This is a genomic window from Lentilactobacillus otakiensis DSM 19908 = JCM 15040 (assembly GCF_001434145.1).
Lineage (GTDB): Bacteria > Bacillota > Bacilli > Lactobacillales > Lactobacillaceae > Lentilactobacillus > Lentilactobacillus otakiensis.
On record NZ_AZED01000014.1, the window covers coordinates 466,072 to 486,926 of the forward strand.

The 20,855-nt window shown below is 42.3% G+C and carries 17 protein-coding genes and 1 other annotated feature; of the genes, 9 read left to right on the forward strand and 8 right to left on the reverse strand.

All coding sequences use genetic code 11. The features are described from left to right. Nucleotides 1-86: 86 nt before the first annotated feature. Together FD05_RS09830 and pgmB are read left to right on the forward strand one after the other, a co-directional pair. Nucleotides 87-2,804 carry a glycoside hydrolase family 65 protein gene (locus tag FD05_RS09830; protein WP_039932291.1) on the forward strand — a complete coding sequence of 906 codons (2,718 nt, stop codon included), beginning with the start codon at nt 87-89 and terminating at the stop codon, nt 2,802-2,804. Between the two features lie 17 nt (nt 2,805-2,821). Next, nucleotides 2,822-3,493, forward strand: coding sequence for a beta-phosphoglucomutase (gene pgmB / locus FD05_RS09835; RefSeq protein ID WP_020280099.1), 672 nt, complete (start codon nt 2,822-2,824; stop codon nt 3,491-3,493). Between the two features lie 73 nt (nt 3,494-3,566). On the opposite strand, the gene FD05_RS09840 is transcribed toward pgmB, so the two are convergent. Further along, the gene (locus FD05_RS09840) at nt 3,567-4,337 is read right to left on the reverse strand and encodes a Cof-type HAD-IIB family hydrolase (RefSeq protein ID WP_020280098.1); all 771 of its coding nucleotides are present in this window, start codon (nt 4,335-4,337) and stop codon (nt 3,567-3,569) included. 155 nt (nt 4,338-4,492) lie between these two features. On the opposite strand from FD05_RS09840, the gene FD05_RS09845 reads away from it, so the two are divergent. Next, a complete protein-coding gene (locus FD05_RS09845) occupies nt 4,493-5,146 on the forward strand; it encodes a deoxynucleoside kinase (protein WP_020280097.1) in 654 nt (217 codons plus the stop codon). A 32-nt stretch (nt 5,147-5,178) separates the two neighbouring features. Here the strand turns inward: FD05_RS09845 and FD05_RS09850 are convergent, their stop codons facing one another. Next, nucleotides 5,179-5,982, reverse strand: coding sequence for a DUF1835 domain-containing protein (locus FD05_RS09850; RefSeq protein WP_020280096.1), 804 nt, complete (start codon nt 5,980-5,982; stop codon nt 5,179-5,181). 154 nt (nt 5,983-6,136) lie between these two features. Here FD05_RS09850 and FD05_RS09855 point away from each other — a divergent pair, with 154 nt between their 5' ends. Then, nucleotides 6,137-6,490: a hypothetical protein gene (locus FD05_RS09855; protein ID WP_020280095.1), complete on the forward strand. Its 354-nt coding sequence runs from the start codon at nt 6,137-6,139 to the stop codon at nt 6,488-6,490. Nucleotides 6,491-6,574: 84 nt separating this feature from the next. Here the strand turns inward: FD05_RS09855 and FD05_RS09860 are convergent, their stop codons facing one another. Further along, nucleotides 6,575-7,045: a universal stress protein gene (locus FD05_RS09860; protein ID WP_020280094.1), complete on the reverse strand. Its 471-nt coding sequence runs from the start codon at nt 7,043-7,045 to the stop codon at nt 6,575-6,577. Nucleotides 7,046-7,064: 19 nt separating this feature from the next. Then, nucleotides 7,065-8,468: a dipeptidase PepV gene (gene pepV, locus FD05_RS09865; RefSeq protein WP_020280093.1), complete on the reverse strand. Its 1,404-nt coding sequence runs from the start codon at nt 8,466-8,468 to the stop codon at nt 7,065-7,067. Between the two features lie 122 nt (nt 8,469-8,590). On the opposite strand from pepV, the gene FD05_RS09870 reads away from it, so the two are divergent. Further along, nucleotides 8,591-9,433 (forward strand): NAD(P)H-hydrate dehydratase, encoded by an 843-nt coding sequence (locus tag FD05_RS09870; protein WP_020280092.1) that lies wholly within the window; start codon nt 8,591-8,593, stop codon nt 9,431-9,433. A gap of 119 nt (nt 9,434-9,552) precedes the next feature. On the opposite strand, the gene FD05_RS09875 is transcribed toward FD05_RS09870, so the two are convergent. Then, complete coding sequence (locus FD05_RS09875) at nt 9,553-11,202, reverse strand: putative polysaccharide biosynthesis protein (RefSeq protein WP_020280091.1); 1,650 nt, start codon at nt 11,200-11,202, stop codon at nt 9,553-9,555. Between the two features lie 204 nt (nt 11,203-11,406). Between FD05_RS09875 and FD05_RS09880 the strand changes: the two genes are divergently transcribed. Both FD05_RS09880 and FD05_RS09885 read left to right on the forward strand, forming a co-directional pair. Further along, nucleotides 11,407-12,435 carry an acyltransferase family protein gene (locus FD05_RS09880; RefSeq protein ID WP_020280090.1) on the forward strand — a complete coding sequence of 343 codons (1,029 nt, stop codon included), beginning with the start codon at nt 11,407-11,409 and terminating at the stop codon, nt 12,433-12,435. A 62-nt stretch (nt 12,436-12,497) separates the two neighbouring features. Continuing rightward, nucleotides 12,498-13,385: an alpha/beta hydrolase gene (locus FD05_RS09885; RefSeq protein WP_020280089.1), complete on the forward strand. Its 888-nt coding sequence runs from the start codon at nt 12,498-12,500 to the stop codon at nt 13,383-13,385. A gap of 52 nt (nt 13,386-13,437) precedes the next feature. Here the strand turns inward: FD05_RS09885 and FD05_RS09890 are convergent, their stop codons facing one another. Together FD05_RS09890 and leuS are read right to left on the reverse strand one after the other, a co-directional pair. Beyond that, nucleotides 13,438-15,177 (reverse strand): DUF5776 domain-containing protein, encoded by a 1,740-nt coding sequence (locus FD05_RS09890; protein ID WP_020280088.1) that lies wholly within the window; start codon nt 15,175-15,177, stop codon nt 13,438-13,440. A 166-nt stretch (nt 15,178-15,343) separates the two neighbouring features. Next, a complete protein-coding gene (gene leuS, locus FD05_RS09895; RefSeq protein ID WP_020280087.1) occupies nt 15,344-17,764 on the reverse strand; it encodes a leucine--tRNA ligase in 2,421 nt (806 codons plus the stop codon). Between the two features lie 69 nt (nt 17,765-17,833). Beyond that, nucleotides 17,834-18,035 (reverse strand) — a binding site (T-box leader). Between the two features lie 91 nt (nt 18,036-18,126). On the opposite strand from leuS, the gene FD05_RS09900 reads away from it, so the two are divergent. Both FD05_RS09900 and mnmM read left to right on the forward strand, forming a co-directional pair. Beyond that, nucleotides 18,127-18,768 (forward strand): phosphatase PAP2 family protein, encoded by a 642-nt coding sequence (locus FD05_RS09900; protein WP_020280086.1) that lies wholly within the window; start codon nt 18,127-18,129, stop codon nt 18,766-18,768. Further along, nucleotides 18,765-19,337 carry a tRNA 5-(aminomethyl)-2-thiouridylate-methyltransferase MnmM gene (gene mnmM / locus FD05_RS09905; protein ID WP_020280085.1) on the forward strand — a complete coding sequence of 191 codons (573 nt, stop codon included), beginning with the start codon at nt 18,765-18,767 and terminating at the stop codon, nt 19,335-19,337. Before FD05_RS09900 ends, mnmM begins: the two co-directional genes overlap by 4 nt. Here the strand turns inward: mnmM and FD05_RS09910 are convergent. Further along, nucleotides 19,334-20,812 carry an MDR family MFS transporter gene (locus FD05_RS09910; protein WP_020280084.1) on the reverse strand — a complete coding sequence of 493 codons (1,479 nt, stop codon included), beginning with the start codon at nt 20,810-20,812 and terminating at the stop codon, nt 19,334-19,336. The two genes, mnmM and FD05_RS09910, sit on opposite strands and share 4 nt — an antisense overlap. Between the last annotated feature and the right edge of the window lie 43 nt (nt 20,813-20,855).

The window sequence follows — 20,855 nt, forward strand, 5'->3', positions numbered from 1 at the left end:
ATTCATTGCGATTGAACGCTGTGTAGGCTAGAATTAAAAGTGTGAAGGATTATTTTATTTCCCAAAAATTGAGAAGAGGTTTTGTTATGAGAACGTTTGCTATTAGGGCTCGTGATGGGGTCATGGAGCTTAATTATTCAGAAGATTCCAACCGACCACCATTTCGAAAGTTTATGATCACATATAACCCCAAATTTTCAATTGGCGATAATCTTGAAAATATCAAGGCGGCTTTAACCGGCTTGCCTATTGATGCTGCAATTATTGAAAACTCATTGAATTATGAGTTTTCCGATACGATTATCGGGATTAATCACCAAAAGATTGATATTGGCTTGGCAATTGCGAACATGATGAATGTACCAGTTGTCAACCTACAAAAGATCAAAGAAGTCGGTTTGGAAAAGGCCGTCGCCGAAAAGGAAGAATACCTTAAATGGCATTTGGATTATTATGGTGAATATGCCGGTAAGCGAAATTACGGTCAAGAAGCCATGCTGACCATTGGAAATGGGTACTTTGGTTTACGAGGGGCATATGTTGAGTCCCACGCCGATAAAGATAATTACCCTGGCATGTATGTTGCCGGTGTTTATAACCAATTGACCACTAAAATTAATGATCGTGACGTGGTCAATGAAGATTTGGTCAATCTACCAAATGCACAGTACATCAGTTTTGGAGTCGATCACCAATTACCATTTACTATTAAAAAAGCAGATATTCAGGATATTTACCGAAGCCTCGATCTAAAGACCGGTGCTTTGACGACTACCCTGCACATTCAGCTTTCAACAGGTCATATCATTCAAGTTCGGGCTACCAAGGCTGCCAACATGAACCAGTGGCACCGTTACGCCGTCAAGTACGAACTCAAGCCAATTAATTTCTCCGGCAGCTTACAAATTTATGCCGGAATTGATGGCAATGTCATTAATGGAAATGTTGAACGTTATCAAGATTTCGACCAACATCATATTGATGTGATTGGCATGGCCGCTCACGATAACCAAGTTTCCATGACCGGTCAGACCAAGACCTCGCATGTTCAGTTTGTAATCAATTCAAAACTCAGCAGTCAAAATTTGGATACTAAGAAATTAATTGATACAACGACTGAGGAAGGCAAAGTTGAACAGACTTTAAGCATCAACGTTGAACCTGGTAAAGAATATGAATTTGAAAAGAACGTCACCGTCTTCACCTCGAAAGATAAAGATGCCAATTTAGAAGCCGATGCTCAAAAAGAACTGGATGATTCATCCTTCGATAACACGTTGTCCGACAGCGAGAAATTCTGGAGCAACGTTTGGCAGCATTCCGATATTATTATTGATAATGACTTAACCAGCCAAAAATTGACCCGGGTCAACATATTCCACATGTTGGTTACCAGTGCCGCCCTGGCATCCGGTAAACTTGATGCCTCAGTTGGTGCCCGTGGGCTTCATGGTGAAGCTTACCGTGGCCATATTTTCTGGGATGTCACGTTTGATTTGCCATTCTACGCGATTCATTATCCAGCAATCGCTAAGCAATGCCTGCTGTACCGTTATAACCGACTGGCAGAAGCCAGAAAGTATGCGGCCTCCGAAGACAAACAAGGTTCAATGTATCCTTGGCAGTCTGGAATGTATGGTGACGAGCAATCACAATTCGTTCACTTGAACCCTGTCAGTGGCGAATGGGATCCTGATAATAGTCGTCTTCAACGCCACGTTTCCATCTCAGTTGCTTACGACATTATCAACTACGTGCACATCACCGGCGACAAAGAATTCATGGATAAATATGGCCTGGAAATGCTTCTTTCCATCTGCAAATTCTGGGTCAGCATGACCGACTACGACAAAGATGCTGATCGCTACGATATCCACCATGTCATGGGACCAGATGAGTTCCACGAAGAATATCCAAACTCCAACGATCATGGCTTAACCAACAATGCTTACACGAACATCATGGTTTCCTGGCTGTTTGATAAAGTCAACACCTTGGTATCGGATGAAGACAGCAAGGTATTGAAGCAAGCCAGTGAAAAGGCCGGTTTCGATAACGACCTATTATCTAAGATGAACGACATTGATCATAAGCTGCGTTTGGATATCAACGAAGAAGGGATCATTGGCCAGTTCTCAGGTTACTTCAACCTGTCCAAGCTGAACTTTGATTCTTACCGCAGGAAGTATGGTGACATTTCCAGAATTGACCGGTTACTTAAAGGTGAAGGAAAGTCACCAGATGCTTACCAAGTCGCCAAACAAGCCGATACGCTCATGGCTTATTACGAATTACCATTTAACGAAGTTCAGGAAGTTATCAACCGTTTAGGTTACAAGCTGCCTGCCAACTTCTTTACCAGTAACTTGCGATTCTACCTTGACCGAACAACCCATGGTTCCACCCTTTCACGAATTGTTTATTCAGTTCTTGACGAAATTGATGGCAACATGGACCAGTCATGGCAGCTGTTCTCAACAGCGCTATTCTCGGACTACTACGATATTCAAGGTGGGACGACCGCTGAGGGTATTCACTTGGGTGTCATGGGTGCCACACTGCAAATTGAGACTAAATGCTACGGTGGTGTTCGTTTTGATACGGACGAAGTCACAATTAATCCTCATCTGCCAAGCACCTGGAATAAGATTTCGTTTAAAGAAACTTATCAAGGCGTCAATTACAACTTTGTCATTGGCCATCACCGAATTGATGTGACTGCCGATGCAGATACGCATGTGAGTGTCGCTAAAAAAGCTTATTCCTTAACTAAAAACAAAATGACCACAATTACCTATAAATAAATGAGGAGTGAATCATAATGGCAAAATTTTCAGATATTAAAGGTTTCGTATTCGATTTAGATGGTGTAATTACCGATACATCAGTCTTTCATAGTCAAGCATGGCATCAAGTTGCCGATAAGGTCGGCGCTCCCTGGTCCAAAGAATTGGAGGACGGTTTAAAGGGAATCAGTCGAATGGATTCATTGGAAATGATCCTTAAGGCCGGCAATCTCCAAGATAAATACACTGATGACCAAAAAGTTGATTTGGCAACCGAAAAGAACACCAACTATTTAAAATTAGTTGACCAAATGACACCAGCCAACATCCTACCAGGCATCAAAGAATTTTTGGATGAAATTCAAAATGGCGGCTACCTGCTATCGTTGGCATCAGCTTCCAAGAATGCCCCGAAAGTTCTCCAAAAGCTGAACTTAACCGACTACTTCCCAAAGATTGTTGATCCTAAGACTTTAAGCAAAGGCAAACCAGACCCAGAAATTTACGTCAAAGGCGCCGAACTCATTAATTTGAAACCAGCACAATGTATTGGCGTTGAAGATGCTGCTGCCGGTGTTGAATCCATCAATGCCGCTGGCGAGACTTCGATTGGAATTGGTGATAAGACAATTTTGAAGGACGCCGATATCAATTTCGCTGACACCTCGGAAATGACGTTAGCAAATATTAAATCGCAAATGAACTAAAAGCCCACACAAAAACAGCATTCAAGCAAATCTCATATTTGCCTGAATGCTGTTTTTGTGTATTTCAACGAATTTATTTAATCAAATCAAAGTGTTTCAAACCATTCACAATGCCACCATTGATGTTTGATTTGGTGATAAACGCAGCCTTTTCTTTTACTTCAGGAACACCATTCCCCATTGCAATTGGGAACTTAACTTCAGAAAACATCTGCAAATCATTCATTTGATCCCCAAAAGCATATGATGGAACATCCCCTAGGTTCAGCTTCTTCATTAAGGCTTGAATCCCAGTTTGCTTCGAAACACCCCACTTCATGGTATCCAAACAACGAGGGTTATTTCGAACTAATGACAATTCACCTTTGAATTTATCTTGATACAATTTATCTTTATCATAATTAAAGACGTTTAAGAAATTGACTTCGTTGTGTTTGTAAAAGTCAGGATCAACATGCGGTGTCAATCGCAGTAAACGATAGTTAACCTTGGTCATGTCGTTTTCGGCAGTCAATGCGAATTCCTTGTTGTTATAGAATGAAATCACATCACCCTGTTCTTTGGCAAAAGCTAAAATTTCTTCAATCACGTCATCGCTAATTTGCTCTGCCTTTAATTTTTTACCTTCATATTGGACATAACTTCCATTGGCACTGACTAATGAATTAATGCCGGTAGCATCAATCACGTATTGAATTTCAAAAATATTTCGGCCAGTGGAAATGACTGGTAAAATATTATTCTCGCGTAATTCATTGATAGCTGCCACATTTTCGTCAGATACATTTTTTTCATTATCAAAAAGTGTTCCGTCTAAGTCAAAAAATACAACCGCTTTATACATTGAATTCCCTCCATTTACCTTGTTAACTACATTGTACTACTTAATCAATTCCACACTCCTTAATTTAACTTTCGAATCTCGAGATTATATATATTGTGTTACCACATTTTGTGGTACACTAGATATTGTAATTTTTATGAATAAGAGGGGCACACATGGTGATAATAACTGCAGGAATGATTGGCGTTGGCAAGACAACCCTAACTGGAAAAATCGCAGAACATCTAGGAACTAAAGCTTTCTTCGAGCCAGTTGGTGATAATCCGGTTCTACCACTGTACTATTCCAATCCCAAACAATACGGATTTTTACTTCAAATTTACTTCTTAAACAAGCGCTTTTCCATGATCAAACAGGCGCTGAGTGACGACAATAATGTTTTAGATCGTTCGATTTACGAAGACGCCCTGTTTACCCGGGAAAACAATGCCCAAGGAAACATCACGGATACAGAACTTTCTGTCTATCTCAAGTTATTAAATAACATGATGGCTGAATTGGATGAACTGCCGAAGAAGGCGCCTGATTTGCTCGTGTATGCCGATAGCGACTTCGATACTATCAAGCACCGAATCAAGAAACGCGGCCGCGATTACGAGCAATTTGACGACAATCCAAGCCTCCAAGAGTATTACTTCAAGATGTGGGCAGCTTATAAGAAGTGGTTCCAGGAATATGATGTCAGTCCGAAAATTAAAATCGATCTCCAAAAGTATGACCTTTCAGATCCGAAGAACGTTAAGATCGTTCTTGGCCAGATTGATGATGCCTTGGCTAAGATTCGTCAACCGCAAAGTGAAACACTTTAACGAAAAAATGAAGGCTAATTGGCCTTCATTTTTTATACATTTAATTTAATTTTACCAACTGAAAGGTCCATAATCTCTTGCTCATCTGGCTTAAACGCAATGCTTCCCATAGACACCAGGTAATCAATTCGATGCCGATACCACCAGGATGGGACAAATGGATAATTCCCAAGCGTTTCACCAATCACTCTCAGAATATTGCGATAACGATGCTGACTGAGGTTGGCAATGATGAACCGATCGTAAAAATCAATTGATTGACTGACTGCCAGTCCGTTAATGATTGTGCGAATTGGGTTATTTTCCCCACGTAACTGCTGCCAGTAATAACGATAAGCATTTCGTTGTGACTTTAGGAGCTTAGATTCATAGGTAAATAATTGAAGTTCATCGATTCCTGGTGCACTGATTTCACCCAGTCCAGAAATTGTCAGGAGTTCGTTGCCCAAGGTCGCAAATGCCATCGGAACATGAATGGCTGTCGTTTCAACATCATAATCGAAGAGATAGTCACATAGCCACAAAAAGCCACAGTAATCGTCAGCATTACCGCTCCACCAGATTCTAATTGACTCACCCTGATCAAGTCCATCATTCAGTGCTCTAAGCATTCTTTTGAGATGACTCACTGCCTCGGATGTATTTTGCTCAGATTCTCTGGTATGCGCGTACTGAATTTTGTACACAGTTTTTCGACTTTCCACAAAGGAACATTGGCTGATATCACCAATGCTTAAATACATTGGCATGGATAAAACCTTGCGATCAACTTTCCTTTGCTTATAATAATGCTTCAAAGTCATCGCAAAGCTATCACTGAATACTACGTCGATCATGAACGAACCTCACCCTTCGAAATTGTCATCTTTCAATGACTCGCTTCGAAAAGTATAACTTTTTTAGTAGCTGGTATGCAAATCAAATTTGACTAGCTGGGCAACCATCTGGTAGGATTTTAACCAATCGATTTATAAGAAAAGAGGCATAAAATTGGAAACTTCGAGCAAACATAAACTTTCTGCTGCTCAAATTACTGGCTGGATCATCTGGTGGATTGTCACTGTGATTCTAATTGGGATTGGCTTCATTGCCTATTTCTTCGGTGATGCCGATACCAGTTCACCAATGTTCTGGATTGTGATGGCAATCTTTGGTGTCCTTTATCTTGTTCAACAAATCATCGCTGGTGTGGCAATTAATCGTCTACACACGAATAACAACTATGTTTGGCCAATCGTGTTAATTGTCTTGTCCTTGTTGGGAAGTTTTATTTATATTATTCCCGGTGTTTGGGCTTTGATTATTAACAACCCATCCCGAAATAGATCAAGCAATTCAAATTAATTCATGCAGAACTTGCAAACAGGGCAACCAATTAACTTTTCAGTTAGCTGGTTGCCCTGTTTTTTTGGTTCACTTTTGGTCAGATCACTGGCGATCTCTATGGACCACAAATACATCACATGGTGCTTGGGCAATGATAAATGACGCAGTCGACCCCATGGTCATTCTGTCGACAAAGTTCGCTCCGGTTGCCCCAACAACGATGGCGTCAATACCTTCTTGATCAACCAGCTCGTGGGCTAATTTGTTTTTAGGATCACCTGAAGTCACAAATGCATTCACCTCAAGACCATGATCCTTTGCCATCAATTCATACTTGTGGATTAATCGTTGAAATCGGGACCGAACCTCATCGATTGTTGACTGATTAACGTTGCCAAAACCAATGAGAGCGGCTTTAGAAACTCCTAGAATTTCCCGGTCGTTAATGACTGCCACAATTGTCAGTTTGGCATGATTGTGGTCCGCAATGATGATCGCCTGCTTAACAGCCTTGGCAGCCGTTTTGGAGCCATCAATTCCAACCAGAATATTCGAATAATTAAAGTCCATCATAGGAACCACCTCAAATAATTTACTTGGCTGTCAACTCATAAATTGACTGGCCATAAATTGCCATTGCTTTGATCAGGTCATCAATCGGTTGAAATTCGTTTGCTTGGTGCATTGTATCGACGGCATTTGGGAATAGAGCCCCAAAGGCCACGCCACGCTTCATTAGCCGTGCATAGGTGCCACCGCCGACAACTTCCGGTTTGGAGTCCATATCACCAGTTTGCTCCTGGTAAACGTGCATCAACGTGCTGACAATTGGATCACTTGGATCAACGTAGTGGGTGACCATATTGTTAATTTCCTTAACCGTTCCATTCAACTTACCTGCGGCTGCTTCGAGTTTGGCAAGAATTTCTTTATCATCAGTACCTTTAGGATATCGGAAGTTGGTATTAACACTACCGCCATTTTGCATGTCAAACTTCATAATCCCCACATTCATGGTCAACTCACCCATGATATCGTCTTTGTGGGCGGCGCCAATTTTGACGGCACGAGAATCGTCATGCAGATCCTCAGCTAAGAAACGAACAAATTCTTTGGCAGCCCCCTCGAATGCAAATTCATTTAAGAATTTTGCCATATAGGTCCCAGCGTTAACACCGTTCTTTGGTTCCATTGCATGGGCAGCCTTGCCTGTAATATGAAGGGCAATCCCTGCGCCAGTGGCTTTGACGTCACCGGCAATTGGATTTTGATCCAGAAATTTGGTGAAAGCATCGACAAATTTCTCGTTGTCGCTGACTTCGACCAACGCATCGGCTGCACCTGGGACCATGTTCAAACGAAGACCAGAATCGAATTTCTTTAAGGTATAATCCGAACCATTTGTATTACCAAAGGTCGTGACATAAGTGGCGTTTCCCTTTTCACCGTTAATCAACGGAAATTCTGCATCTGGTGAAAAACCAAACGTTGGTTCCGGCTCAACTTCAAAGTAATGTTTCATGCCAGTCCATTCACTTTCCTCATCAGTTCCGATGATCAGGCGAATCTTCATGTTGGGCACAATACCATTATCTTTGAGCATTTTTAAGCCATAATATGAAGCTAGAGCTGGTCCTTTGTCGTCAGAAGTTCCTCGACCATAGACTTTACCGTCTTTTTCGACCATTTCAAACGGGTTGGTTTCCCAGCCATCACCTGCCGGCATTACATCAGCGTGAGCCTGCATTGCCATAGTTTGGTCGCCGGATCCATATTCGATGTAGCCGACAATATTATCAATGTTCTTAGTGGTAAAACCATCACGCTCACCAAAAGATAAGAACTTGAGCATTGCTTTGGTTGGCCCTTCACCCAGTGGATATTCATCAGTCTTGTGTTCATCATCACGAACACTATTAATACTGATCAATTCCTTTAAATCCTTTAAGTAAGCCTCTTTGTACGCTTGCGCACTCTTTTTCCAATCAATTGTCATTTATCTCGCTCCTGTCCATTTCTTATATGTCAATTTTATCACACTATTCCATCCACGATAGTAATCCGTCCGTATGGAGAATGCTATAATTGAATAAAATACAGATTCGGATGGGAGATCTGATGATGGCAAAAGTAACGAAAATCACAAAAACGATTTTAACTGATGTAATCCGGAAGCGACCAGCAAACAGTTTCAAAGGCACATATGGCAAAATTGCATTAATTGGCGGTAGCCGGAATTTTGGCGGCGCAATTATAATGGCCTCACTGGCGGCGGTCTATTCCGGCGCCGGACTGGTCACTACGATTACTGATCCAAGTAATCAGACCAGCCTCCACGACTGGCTGCCTGAAGCGATGTTTGTCGATTGGGACCAGTTTGAACAGGCTGAGCCAATTATCAAAGCTGCAGATGTTGTTGTGATCGGACCCGGATTGGGAACGGATAACCATGCATTTGACATCTTGACTAAAGTATTCGGATTGGCTCACAAAGATCAAAAGTTAGTGATCGATGGATCCGCACTGACATTACTTGCAAGTAACAATTTGTCATTACCAAAGGATTCGACTAACATCCTGACTCCTCATCAAATGGAATGGCAACGCGTCTCGGGTATTAAAATTGCCGATCAGACACCGGACACCAACCAAGCCGCTGTTCAAAAGTTAAATGCCATTACAGTGGTTAAATCACATCGAACTCAGGTTTATGCGGATGGACAGATCTTTGAAAATACTGGTGGCACCCCAGCTCAAGCTACTGGTGGCATGGGAGATACGCTTGCTGGCATGGTTGGGGGCTTTGTCGCCCAATTTAGTGACACCCCCAAGGCTGTTCTGGCCGCTGTCTACTCTCACAGTGCCATTGCAGATAAATTGGCTGAAAAGCAATATGTCGTTTTGCCACACCAAATTAGTGAAAGCTTGCCGAAATTCATGCATAAACATCAAGCAGAATAAATACTTATAAAGACAAAAAGGCTGGGATAAAAGTAGCAAAACTTTTATCCCAGCCTTTTTGTGCTACCTTGTTATTCAAGCTAAAGTGAGCAGTATCAAAATGCCTCACGCCCCGCTCTCTATTGAATATTTAACAATCGCCTGAGTTTGTCACTTCGAGGGCCTAAAATCATATCGGCAATTCGGCTCTTCAACGCCAGATAGATATAAATCAAACCGCCAACTGCGACGGCAGCTAACGTGACGATCAAGCTGATGACTCGTCCTAACGGGTTACCGACCAATTGAACCACAAAATTCAACCCATAAACAGTCAGTAATGCGGCAACATACATCAATAGTGAATATTTGGTAATCTTACGAAAGCCAATATCCAACATATTTTTTTCAAAACCAAAGTGGCGATTCAAATATCTCAGAATCAACCAATTGGCAACGGTCAATCCAATTCCGGTTGACAACAATGGGCCAAATGATCCCAAGAAATAGGTACATGGCCACTGTAAAACGAACTTAACAGCCGTGCCGATCGCGAAAAATTTAACTGCGCGTCTATTTTGAGACAAGCCCTGCATCACAGCTGAAATCACCACAAACATTCCCATCGGAATTGAAATGATCGATGAAAATGTCAGAATGTTGGCACCTAAAGCTTGCTGGTTGGTGCCATAAAACACTCGATTTAATGGACCGGCAATTGCTGCCATTCCTAGAGCTGCTGGGATCATAACGAACATAAATAATGCTAAAACGTTAGAATTCTGTTTGCGTATCTCTTCATCATCACCCCTGGTCAAAGCTTCAGACAACATCGGTACAGCAGTAATTGCCAGCGCTGACGCTAATGAAATTGTAATCATAATCAGTTTATTTGAATTAACGGCAAACATTGCGTACAAATCTGATAAAGTTGCGTAATTATAATCAGTTGCCATCCGCATAATTTTGAAAAATGTGAATTGGTCAATCAACATAAAGATTGTAATTCCAGCACCCAAAACGATAAATGGGACAGCTTGGGAGATAATTTCCTGATATAATTGTTTTGCTTCTACGTGAATCTCGTTATTGCTGTTTTGAACTAAATACTGAAAATCTTCCCGCCGTCTAAGATAATAGACACCTAGAGTTGCCAACCCAGCAACGGCGCCAACAAATGCAGCAAATGTTGACTGAGAAACGGCGTTCACCCAACTTCCATGCAACAACCGCATCATAATGAATGCGGTGATCAACATGTAGGCAACTCGTGCTAACTGTTCAATAAATTGTGAAATTGCTGAAGGCGCCATCTGTTGGTACCCTTGGAAATAGCCACGGGTCAAACTCATTGTTGGGATGATCAAAATTGCCCATGCCAACGAGTGTAATACGGGTATCACGTTGGGATTGCCACCATCAATCAATGGTGCGCCAAAGTAGAGAATCAGCGCACAAATCACCCCGGTAGCGACTGCCAGCACCAATCCCCGCTTATACAAACGAACCCCAACGCCATATTCATTTAACGCGTTATAATGAGCGACTTGTTTGGCAATCGCCGATGGGATCCCGGCAATCGCTGCAATCAGGAAGAAACTGTAAATGTTATAACCCAATCCATATAAGGCATTGGCGCGAAAGAAATATTGACCAAACCAAATGCCCCACGGAATAATATAAACAGCGCCCAAGAAGCGGCTAAAAATACTTCCTGCCGTCATCCATGCCGATCCAGACAACATCTGGTCGCGTGACGTTTCGGACTGATTTTGATTATTCTCAATCATGATTGTTCCTACTTTCGTATACTTTGACACTCGTCTTATTTTAATAAAGTTGTTTGTGAATAGCAATAACCCCGTTATATATTAAAAATTACTTAAGCATAAGATGTTTTATGCCAATGTAATGAAAAAGTATTGTCACGGACGCCCTAAATGCACTAGAATATTTTTATATGTGGTCTTAATAATTTTCGAGGTGAAACGCTTGTGAGTAAAAAAAGAATCGAGTGGATTGACGTTGCCAAGGCGGTCGGAATTGTTGCCGTTGTGTTTGGCCACGCCATGACACGACACGGCACCATGTTCCATTTTCTTTATTGGTGGCATATGCCCATCTTCTTCATCATGGGGGGATTTTTCTTAAAACCAATCGTTCATAATGATTGGATTGGCTTTTTCAAAAAACGGATTCTTCCGCTTTTAATTTCATATTTAATCTGTGGTGGCTTTTTAATTCTCCTATCACACTTTATCCGCGGCGAGAGTTGGTCGTATACGATCTTCTACTTTGCCCGCCTACTATATGGTGGCCGGACACTGAACCATTACCTCAGTGTCTTCTGGTACATCAATGTATACCTGCTGGCCTTGGTTTTCACATCAATCGTCATTACATATGTCAAAAACCGGGAAGCACAAATTATTGTGGCGTTTGCTTCATTAATTATCTCAACCAGTTACAAACACATTTATTTCCTATCGTACAAATATATTCCTTGGGATCTTGATGTTGCTTTCATCGCCATGTTCTTCATGTTATTTGGATATCTTTACTTCCATAAGATTCAGCAATTTGTCAAAGACTTGTGGGTCATCATCCCCGCTGCCATGCTAACTGTATGGCTGTTCTGGATGCAGCATATGGATCGTTTTAATTTTGCATTCTTTCTCAAGTCCAAAATTATTCATGCATCATATCACCATATAGCAATTTCTCGGGTTTCTTACATCACTTTTATCCCGATTATCGTTTGTTTAGTAGTCTTCAGTGCCAGCTACTATTTCTGCAAATTCATGCCTCAGTTCTTGATCAAACCAGTTCAACTGCTTGGTCAGCAGACCTTAGGAATCATGTATTTGCATAAAGCGGTCATTGACATCATTGATGAAGCCGGATATAACGGTGCCATCATGGAAACCGTTTTGGCCGTGTTAATCTCCTTCATGCTGTCACTGATGTATGGCTATGCCAAACGAAAAATAAAGAATTCTCGTATAAGGCGGTCAATTAGTTGATAAATTATCGGCGCTCAAGAAATTTGCGAATACTTTACTTTTTAATAGGTGGACTCATAATCTTGGGTTTCGGTTTCAATATTTGGCAGACACAACACGCACAGGATCAATTACAAGCCAAGTATATTGATTCAAGTACCCCCACTATTTTTGTTCATGGCTGGGGTGCAACTTTGCGCTCAGAAAAGGACATGATTTCTGCCGCTGAAATCAGTGGTGCGGCCTCTCGCCGAATGATTGTCCGAGTCAGAGCGAATGGTAAACTGGCGGTTACCGGAACCGTGAAGCCGTGGATGATTAATCCAATCATCATGGTGCGCATGGACAACAACCGCGCAGGTGAAGTCCAATATGCTCGTTGGCTGACTAAAGTCTGTAAGTTATTAAAACAAAAATACCATGTCAATGAGCTGAACTTCGTCGGTCATTCCATGGGCGCATATGCAGTAATCTATTACAACCTGTTGAATGGTAATCAAAAATCGTTGCCACGAACCAATAAACTGTGTGTGATTGCCGGCCCATATGATGGGATTATGGATAATCATAAATCCAACCAACCGACTTCTGGACCATTGATGCAGTTATGGGACGATGCCCCAAACAAAAATCGGATTTTACCAACTGGACGGCCAAAGATTATTCATCCAGAATATCAGATGCTTTACAGGCTTCGTAGTAATTTCCCGCGTCAAGCCAGAGTTTTGAATATTTACGGCAATCTTGGAGATGGATCTAATTCGGATGGTGTCGTGACAAACGCCTCGGCACTTTCGTTAGGATACGTTTTAAGAGATCACGTCAGCTTCTATCAAACATTTCAAGCATTTGGACCGAAAGCTCAACATAGTGCACTGCATAATAACAATATAGCCGTGAACAAGATTTTAACCGAATTCTTGTGGGATAAGAATTATCAAGATAGTTCAGCAAGTGACTTAATGCAGTAAATAATATTTAAACAGCCAAAGTCCGTTTTGGATTTTGGCTGTTTTTTGCGCATTATTTGATGGTTTTAACAAGTTTACGGTTCGCGGTAACGTATGATCCGTTAGTCAATACAAATCGAGTTGTTAAATGGTAATGAACAATCTGCTTGACTGATAAAATCTCACCAAATTTGTACGATGCACGCTTGCCGCTTAGATTCTGCTGCGAATATCCATGCACACCGGTCGGATTAATCACTTTGACTTTTAGATGCCGCTCAGCATAATATACAGGTCTCACATACCCCCAACTGGCCGTCATGTAGCCAATTTGGCCATTCGAAGGACTTAAATGATTCACATCCCGCACCCGATACCGTAACTTTCCTGCCGCGGAACGTGCGTAGCCAGTAACAACAAACATGGGCCGAGCGTATCGCTTTTGCTTAGGATACACAAAAATCCGATCGGCCCGCTGAAAATTACGATGCTTGTATATAGCAACTTTATTAATCGCATAAATCGCCATCCCTTTGACAGCAAGGCTATCATTAACTTGTGAATCCGGCCTGGTGGCATTGACAGTGTCAGATTTGATTTGAAAATGATTGAAATCATTCTGATTGGCTGGTGATTCGATTGGAGATTTATCACCTTCTGAAACCTCTGGATGAACGATGGCGTTTCGACTATCTGGAAGCCGTTTTTCGGCCTCTGGTTTAGCTTTGGGCGCTTTGACTGATTCTCGTGTTTTTGCTTCCAGGGATGGCTTGATGGAAGCGTCTACCGGTTGCTTACCGGCTTCCTCAGTGGGTTTTGGCTTGTCAGTCGGCTTGGGCTTATCACTGGGTTTGGGTTTGTAAGTACGTTCTGGCTTCTCAGTAGATTTGGGATTCTCAGCAGTCTTATCTGCGGGTTTTTCTCGCTCTTCAGGGTCCTGATGATCGACGTTCGGCTTTTCAATATCTGCCGATTGATTGCCACTTTTAGGAGTCTGAGGGATAGATTGATCGGTTGTTTGCTGATCTGCCGGAGTTTCTGATTGATTGTCACTCTGTTTGTGATTGTCAGGGACGGTAACAGCTGGATCACTCACTTTCGGCTTTTGACTTTCATCCCTTTCTTCACCAGAATCGGTGGGCAACTCGGCATTTGCCTCTTCATTTGGTTGGGGTGTTTCAACTGGTAAATAAGAGAACCTGACGGTATAAGTTGGGTCTCTCAATTCCTTAAATGTGAAGCTCACGGACTGATCAGGGTTCTTGTGAAAGTATTGATTAGGCAGCTCAATGTCAAACAATTTGTATCCAGCAACTTGTTTGGGGAAGATGGTGACTGAGTCGGCATAATGCAATGTTTTTGTGTCGGTGTCGATTGTGTACCCTTTGTGTTTGACATAGTCAATATTGACGGTTGCCGTGTACAGACCCGTAGAGTGTTTGAGATATTTAAGCTTGAGTGGATGTGCTGAATCCGTGTGAGTTGTTGGAACTGTTCCCATTTCACGTTCTGGTACAAAATTCTTCAAAGTCGGCACTTCGAATGGCTGTCCTGGAATTCCCGCGATCTTGATTGATTCTGATCCAGGAACATCCTGCCAAGACTTGTCTTGATCCGACTGATACTGTGGCTGGACATAAAAAGTAACCTGTTGTGATTGAGATATAAGACGATCCTCATGCACAACCAACGAATTAGCATGAATGATCGGTGTCTGCAACAGCATAACGCCACTGGCCGCCGTTAACAGCAAAGCTCCCCATCTTTTGGTACCAGTATACTTATCAGAATTTCTCGTAAAAAATTTATCCATTATCCTTCTCCTTATAATATTTTTCAAAACGACATGATTCGTTTCATTCGTAATATATATACGGAGAAAGTACTGGATATTTTTTGTTTTTTTGAAATTAATCAAAATTTGGAATGCAAAAAAGCAGTCAGGAAAGTTTTTCCTGACTGCTCTGTGTTTCAACTAGTTAACCAACTACAATATTCACAATCTTGTTTGGAATGACAATCACTTTTCGAATCGTCTTACCATCCAAATATCTTTCAACATTTTCGTCACCTTTAGCAGCTTCTTCAACCTTATCTTTGGCCAAATCACGCGCTACTTTGATATGTGAACGAACTTTACCATTGACTTGAACCACCATTTGAACCGTGCTCTCAACTAACTTGGATGCATCGTAAGTTGGCCATTGCTCATAGGTAATGGTGCCATCGTGACCCAACAAACTCCAGAGCTCTTCGGCAATATGAGGTGCAATTGGCGACAATAGTTTGACGAAGCCTTCCATGTAGGAAATTGGCAATGAGTCCGCCTTGTATGCGTCGTTAACGAAGACCATCATTTGAGAGATGCCGACATTAAAGCGCATGTGCTCAAAGTCATCGGAAACAATTTTGACGGTCTGGTTGTAGATTTTGTCGAGCTTGCCATCATTGATCGTGGTAACCCGATCACGCAAATGGTTATTGTCATCGATCAACAAACGCCATACCCGGTCGAGCCAGTGATAAGCACCATGAATACCTTCAGTACTCCATGGCTTGGCAGCATCGATTGGGCCCATGAACATTTCGTAAACCCGCAAAGTATCCGCACCATATTCATCGACAATATCATCAGGATTGATGACGTTACCTTTAGACTTGGACATCTTTTCGTGGTTGGTTCCAAGAATCATCCCTTGGTTAACCAACTTCTGGAATGGTTCCTTGGTTGGCACAACCCCGAGGTCATACAAGAACTTGTGCCAGAAACGGGCATACAGCAAATGCAGTACGGCATGTTCTGCACCACCAACGTACAAGTCGACTGGTGACCAATACTTTAACTTTTCAGGTGAGGCAATTGCCTTATCGTTATGAGGATCCATGTAGCGCAGCCAGTACCATGAGCTACCAGCCCATTGTGGCATGGTGTTGGTTTCACGTTTACCCTTGCGGCCATTTTTATCAACCACGTTAACCCAGTCTTTTAAGTTGGCAAGTGGGCTTTCTTTACCACCTGAAACTGAAATATCTTTGGCTTTTGGCAAGCGAAGCGGCAATTCATCTTCGGGTACCAAAGTCGTCTCCCCATCTTCCCAATGAATAACCGGAATTGGTTCACCCCAGTATCGTTGACGACTGAAGATCCAGTCACGAAGTCGGTAGTTAACTTTTTCGTGACCAGCTTTGTGTTCAGTCAACCAATCAATAGCTGCCTTAATCGCATCATCTTTGCCCATGCCGTCCATGAAACCGGAATTGAAATGGGGACCGTCGCCAGTAAATGCGGCTTCATCAGTATTGCCGCCTTCAATAACCGGCACAATTGGCAGACCAAACTTTTTAGCGAACTCATAATCACGGTCATCATGTGCTGGAACGGCCATAATGGCACCAGTTCCGTATGATTCCAGAACATAATCACCGATCCAGATTGGGACTTCTTTACCAGTCATTGGGTTAATTCCATACGCACCGGTGAAGACCCCACTCTTGTCTTTGTTCAAATCAGTTCGTTCGAGATCTGATTTACGTGAAACTTCATCTTGGTAAGCTTTAACTTCTGCTTCTTGTTCTGGGGTTGTGATTTTTGAAACCAAGTCGTGTTCAGGTGCCAGGACCATGTATGTGGCACCAAACAAAGTGTCTGGACGAGTGGTGAAGACTTCGACCTTGTCATCTGGATGACCTTTAACCTGGAAGAAGACACTGGCACCACGAGAACGGCCGATCCAGTTACGTTGCTGTTCCTTGATACTTTCCGGCCAATCCAAATCATCCAAATCATCGATCAGACGATCAGCATACGCGGTAATTCTGAGTACCCATTGGCGCATTGGCACCCGGTAAACCGGATAACCGCCACGTTCAGTTTTGCCGTCAACAACTTCTTCGTTGGCAACCACCGTGCCGCCCATAAAATCAGGTGCCCAGTTAACTTCGATTTCATCTTCATACGCCAAACCGCGTTTATACAATTGTTCGAAGATCCATTGAGTCCACTTGTAGTAACCTGGGTCAGTGGTATTAATCTCACGATCCCAATCGTACGAGAATCCCAGTGAACGAATTTGTCGTTTGAAGGTCTTAATATTCTTTGCTGTAAAGTCGCGGGGATTATGCCCGGTCTTTAATGCATACTGTTCTGCAGGTAATCCAAAAGCATCCCATCCCATTGGGTGAAGAACATTCTTCCCCTGCATCCGCTTCATTCTGGCCATAATATCAGTAGCCGTGTAGCCTTCAGGATGGCCAACATGCAGCCCTTGACCTGATGGATAAGGGAACATATCCAAGACATAATATTTTTCTTTGTCAGCAATTTCAGTCGTCTTAAATGTTTTATGTTCTTTCCAATAATGCTGCCATTTACGCTCAATTACCTCATGATTGTATGCCATTTTGCAACTTCCACCTTTCATATTTTCCAATAAATGAAAAAAGCCCCATAAGAAACCAGACTGGGTTTCTTATAGGACGATTTATCGCGGTACCACCTATATTCTCAATTGCTTGAGCTCTCGAATCAATAACGGCGATAAACCGGCTTAGTTTACTTTGTTCGACCAAGCATTCGACGATGAGTTCGCCACAACCTGTTCTGAGTTCACAGCAGCCACTCAGTTTCTGGAAAACAGGCAGTTAGTTACTAATTCGTCTCTGCATTTTCACAAATTGAAATTATTGTTTATTATCATACCAAAACGATCTTTAAAAAACAACTGCCCAGAGTGCTATAATTTTAGTTATTGGAGTTGAAGACATGAAAAAGCAATCACAAAAAATTTCCACATCCCTTGGCTTAATCTCGTTGGTCATTTTTCTCATCCTGACTTATGGCGTTGTACTACATAAAGAATGGATCAATTCGTTCGACAATTATTTCGGTCACATGGTCAGGGACTTGGCCACCCCAAGCCTCACCTCGTTTATGATTCATTTTACCAAACTAGGTAATTTTGAATCATTGCTGGGATTCACTGTCGGTGCAGGGTTAATCCTATTTCTGGTCCGAAAAATCAAAGCAGCCTTATTTCTGCTCATAAATGGCGTCGTATTGGCTGCCCCGATTGACAGCCTGGTGAAACATTTTATCAACCGGCCAAGACCAACACTGACACATTTGGTATCAGTCCACAGCAGCAGTTTCCCGAGCGGCCATTCAATGAGCATCATGGTCATTGCGGGCAGCCTGCTTTTGCTGGCTAACAGAATTTTGAAAAACAACACCCAGAAATTGATCGTTGATCTTCTCTTGATTATTCTGATTCTGGGAATCGGCATCAGCCGGATCTATGTTGGGGTGCATTTTGCCAGTGATGTTTTAGGCGGCTGGACTTTGGGCTTGGTCACCCTCACAGTTTCACAATGGGCATTCAATCAATTTGCGGGAGGTATCTCATGAAAATTAAATCAGCACTCGAATTCAGTCATGAACTCCTATCTGAAACAGTGAACACTGGTGATACGGTTGTCGACTGCACGATGGGCAATGGTCATGATACTTTGTTTTTAACCGACTTGGTTGGTAAAAAAGGGACTGTCTATGGCTTTGACATCCAAGGGGAGGCGGTTGAAAATACCAAGGCGCTCCTCAAATCCAATCACGTCCAAACAAAAAATGTCTATCTTTATAATATTAGTCATGCCAAAGTGGACGAGATTTTGCCCTATGAAACAATGATTTCCGGCGCCATTTTTAACCTTGGTTACCTTCCTGGTGGTGACAAAACCATTGTGACCTATCCGGAAACCACGATTGCGGCAATTAAAGGATGCCTCAACCACTTATGTCATAACGGCGTCGTGGTTGTAGTGGCCTATTATGGACATCCCGGCGGTGAACGAGAAAAAAACACCGTTCTTGAATTTGGCAGTCAATTAGACCAAAAACAATACAGTGTTTTAAAATACAGCTTTTTAAATCAAAAGCATTTCCCACCAATTTTGATGGCGATTCAGCGGATCGATTAATTGATCCGCTCTTTTTTATTTTTTCGGTCGGCTAAATTAGCGGCGTATGCAATTAAGATTAAGATCAGGCCAACCACAAAGACGTTGTGGAGCGAGTTGTACAAAATATTTCTCAACTGCGGTAAAATTTTGTCACTTAATTGATTGGCAGTTAAGGGATTGATCAACTTGTCCATCATTTTTAACGAGGTGTGTTCAGTCTGTCGAACACCCCGCAACATGGTCATGTTCATGACAATTCCAAAAATTGAAATCATCAACGTCTGCCCCAATGTTCGACAGAGGGTATTAAAGGAAGTTGCCACCCCAATCTGAGTTGGTTTGACCTCGTTTTGAACGCTAATAATCGACGTAGTAACCGTTAATCCAAATCCGGTACCGCAGATCATGGAAATGCCTAAAAAGGCCACAAACGGCGTATATGCCGGAATTAAGACCATAATGATCGCCCCGACCAAGATAAAGAAGAGACTTAAGTTGATAATCCGGTATGGTGAGGTTCTGGCTAGCAATTTACCAGCCAAAAATGAACCGACAATCCACATTAATGAACTGGGGGTCACGGCAAAACCGGCCATGGAAGCCCGCAAGCCCAAAATTCCTTGAGTCCAATCCGGCAGGTAAACCTCGTAGCCAATCAAAAAGCCACTGACCAGGAATACAACGATATTCTGAACGACAAAGGTTCGGTTATCGAATAATTCCATTGGAATCAACGGATCGGCAGCTAACCGTTCTGTACGAATGAACATCACTGTGGCAATCAAAGCCACCAGGAAACATGCGGCAACAATCTGCCAATTAATCGGGTCTTGGCCAACCAATTGGAAGGCATACATAATTGCCAACAGCATAATCGTCAACCAGGTTGTTCCGGCGATATCCATTTTGCTCGTAGTATGATGCTTATCTTCATGCAGGAACAACTGGACCATCACCATCACAATTAAGCCAATCGGCAAATTAATGAAGAAAATCCAATGCCAACTTAAGTGATCCACAATAAAGCCACCTAGTAGTGGTGCAATCACTGAGGCAATCCCCCAGGCAGATGAGTTCAACCCCAGCACCTGGGCGCGTTTTTCCAACGGATAGATATCAGCAATAATCGTGTTTGAAATCGGCATAATCGACCCGGCACCGACTCCTTGAACGGCCCGCCAGAAAATTAAAACTACCATCGAATGAGATAGACCGGACATTACCGACCCAAAGATGAAAATCAAAATACCACCAATAAACATCGGCTTTCGACCAACACTGTCAGCCAGCTTGCCATAAATTGGAGTCGCAATCGCATTTGTTAGTAAGAAAATGGAAAAGACCCAATTCATTAGGGAAACTCCCCGCAGGTCGCCGACAATTGTTGGCATGGCAGTCGACACGATTGTCCCTTCGATTGCTGCCATAAAAGTGGCGACAAATAAGGCAATTGTCACCAGGGTTACGTTACTTTTGGTAGCTGTTTTCGTCATGAAATGACCTCTTTTCTTTAAAATTAAACAAAAAAATGCCCTT

Coding starts and splice junctions, on each gene's coding strand:
- leuS (WP_020280087.1), bottom strand. CDS start 17,764: ATGGCATACAATCATGAGGTAATTGAGCGTAAATGGCAGCATTATTGG.
- FD05_RS09875 (WP_020280091.1), bottom strand. CDS start 11,202: ATGATTGAGAATAATCAAAATCAGTCCGAAACGTCACGCGACCAGATG.
- FD05_RS09900 (WP_020280086.1), top strand. CDS start 18,127: ATGAAAAAGCAATCACAAAAAATTTCCACATCCCTTGGCTTAATCTCG.
- FD05_RS09845 (WP_020280097.1), top strand. CDS start 4,493: ATGGTGATAATAACTGCAGGAATGATTGGCGTTGGCAAGACAACCCTA.
- pepV (WP_020280093.1), bottom strand. CDS start 8,468: ATGACAATTGATTGGAAAAAGAGTGCGCAAGCGTACAAAGAGGCTTAC.
- FD05_RS09870 (WP_020280092.1), top strand. CDS start 8,591: ATGATGGCAAAAGTAACGAAAATCACAAAAACGATTTTAACTGATGTA.
- pgmB (WP_020280099.1), top strand. CDS start 2,822: ATGGCAAAATTTTCAGATATTAAAGGTTTCGTATTCGATTTAGATGGT.
- mnmM (WP_020280085.1), top strand. CDS start 18,765: ATGAAAATTAAATCAGCACTCGAATTCAGTCATGAACTCCTATCTGAA.
- FD05_RS09890 (WP_020280088.1), bottom strand. CDS start 15,177: ATGGATAAATTTTTTACGAGAAATTCTGATAAGTATACTGGTACCAAA.
- FD05_RS09850 (WP_020280096.1), bottom strand. CDS start 5,982: ATGATCGACGTAGTATTCAGTGATAGCTTTGCGATGACTTTGAAGCAT.
- FD05_RS09840 (WP_020280098.1), bottom strand. CDS start 4,337: ATGTATAAAGCGGTTGTATTTTTTGACTTAGACGGAACACTTTTTGAT.
- FD05_RS09860 (WP_020280094.1), bottom strand. CDS start 7,045: ATGATGGACTTTAATTATTCGAATATTCTGGTTGGAATTGATGGCTCC.
- FD05_RS09830 (WP_039932291.1), top strand. CDS start 87: ATGAGAACGTTTGCTATTAGGGCTCGTGATGGGGTCATGGAGCTTAAT.
- FD05_RS09910 (WP_020280084.1), bottom strand. CDS start 20,812: ATGACGAAAACAGCTACCAAAAGTAACGTAACCCTGGTGACAATTGCC.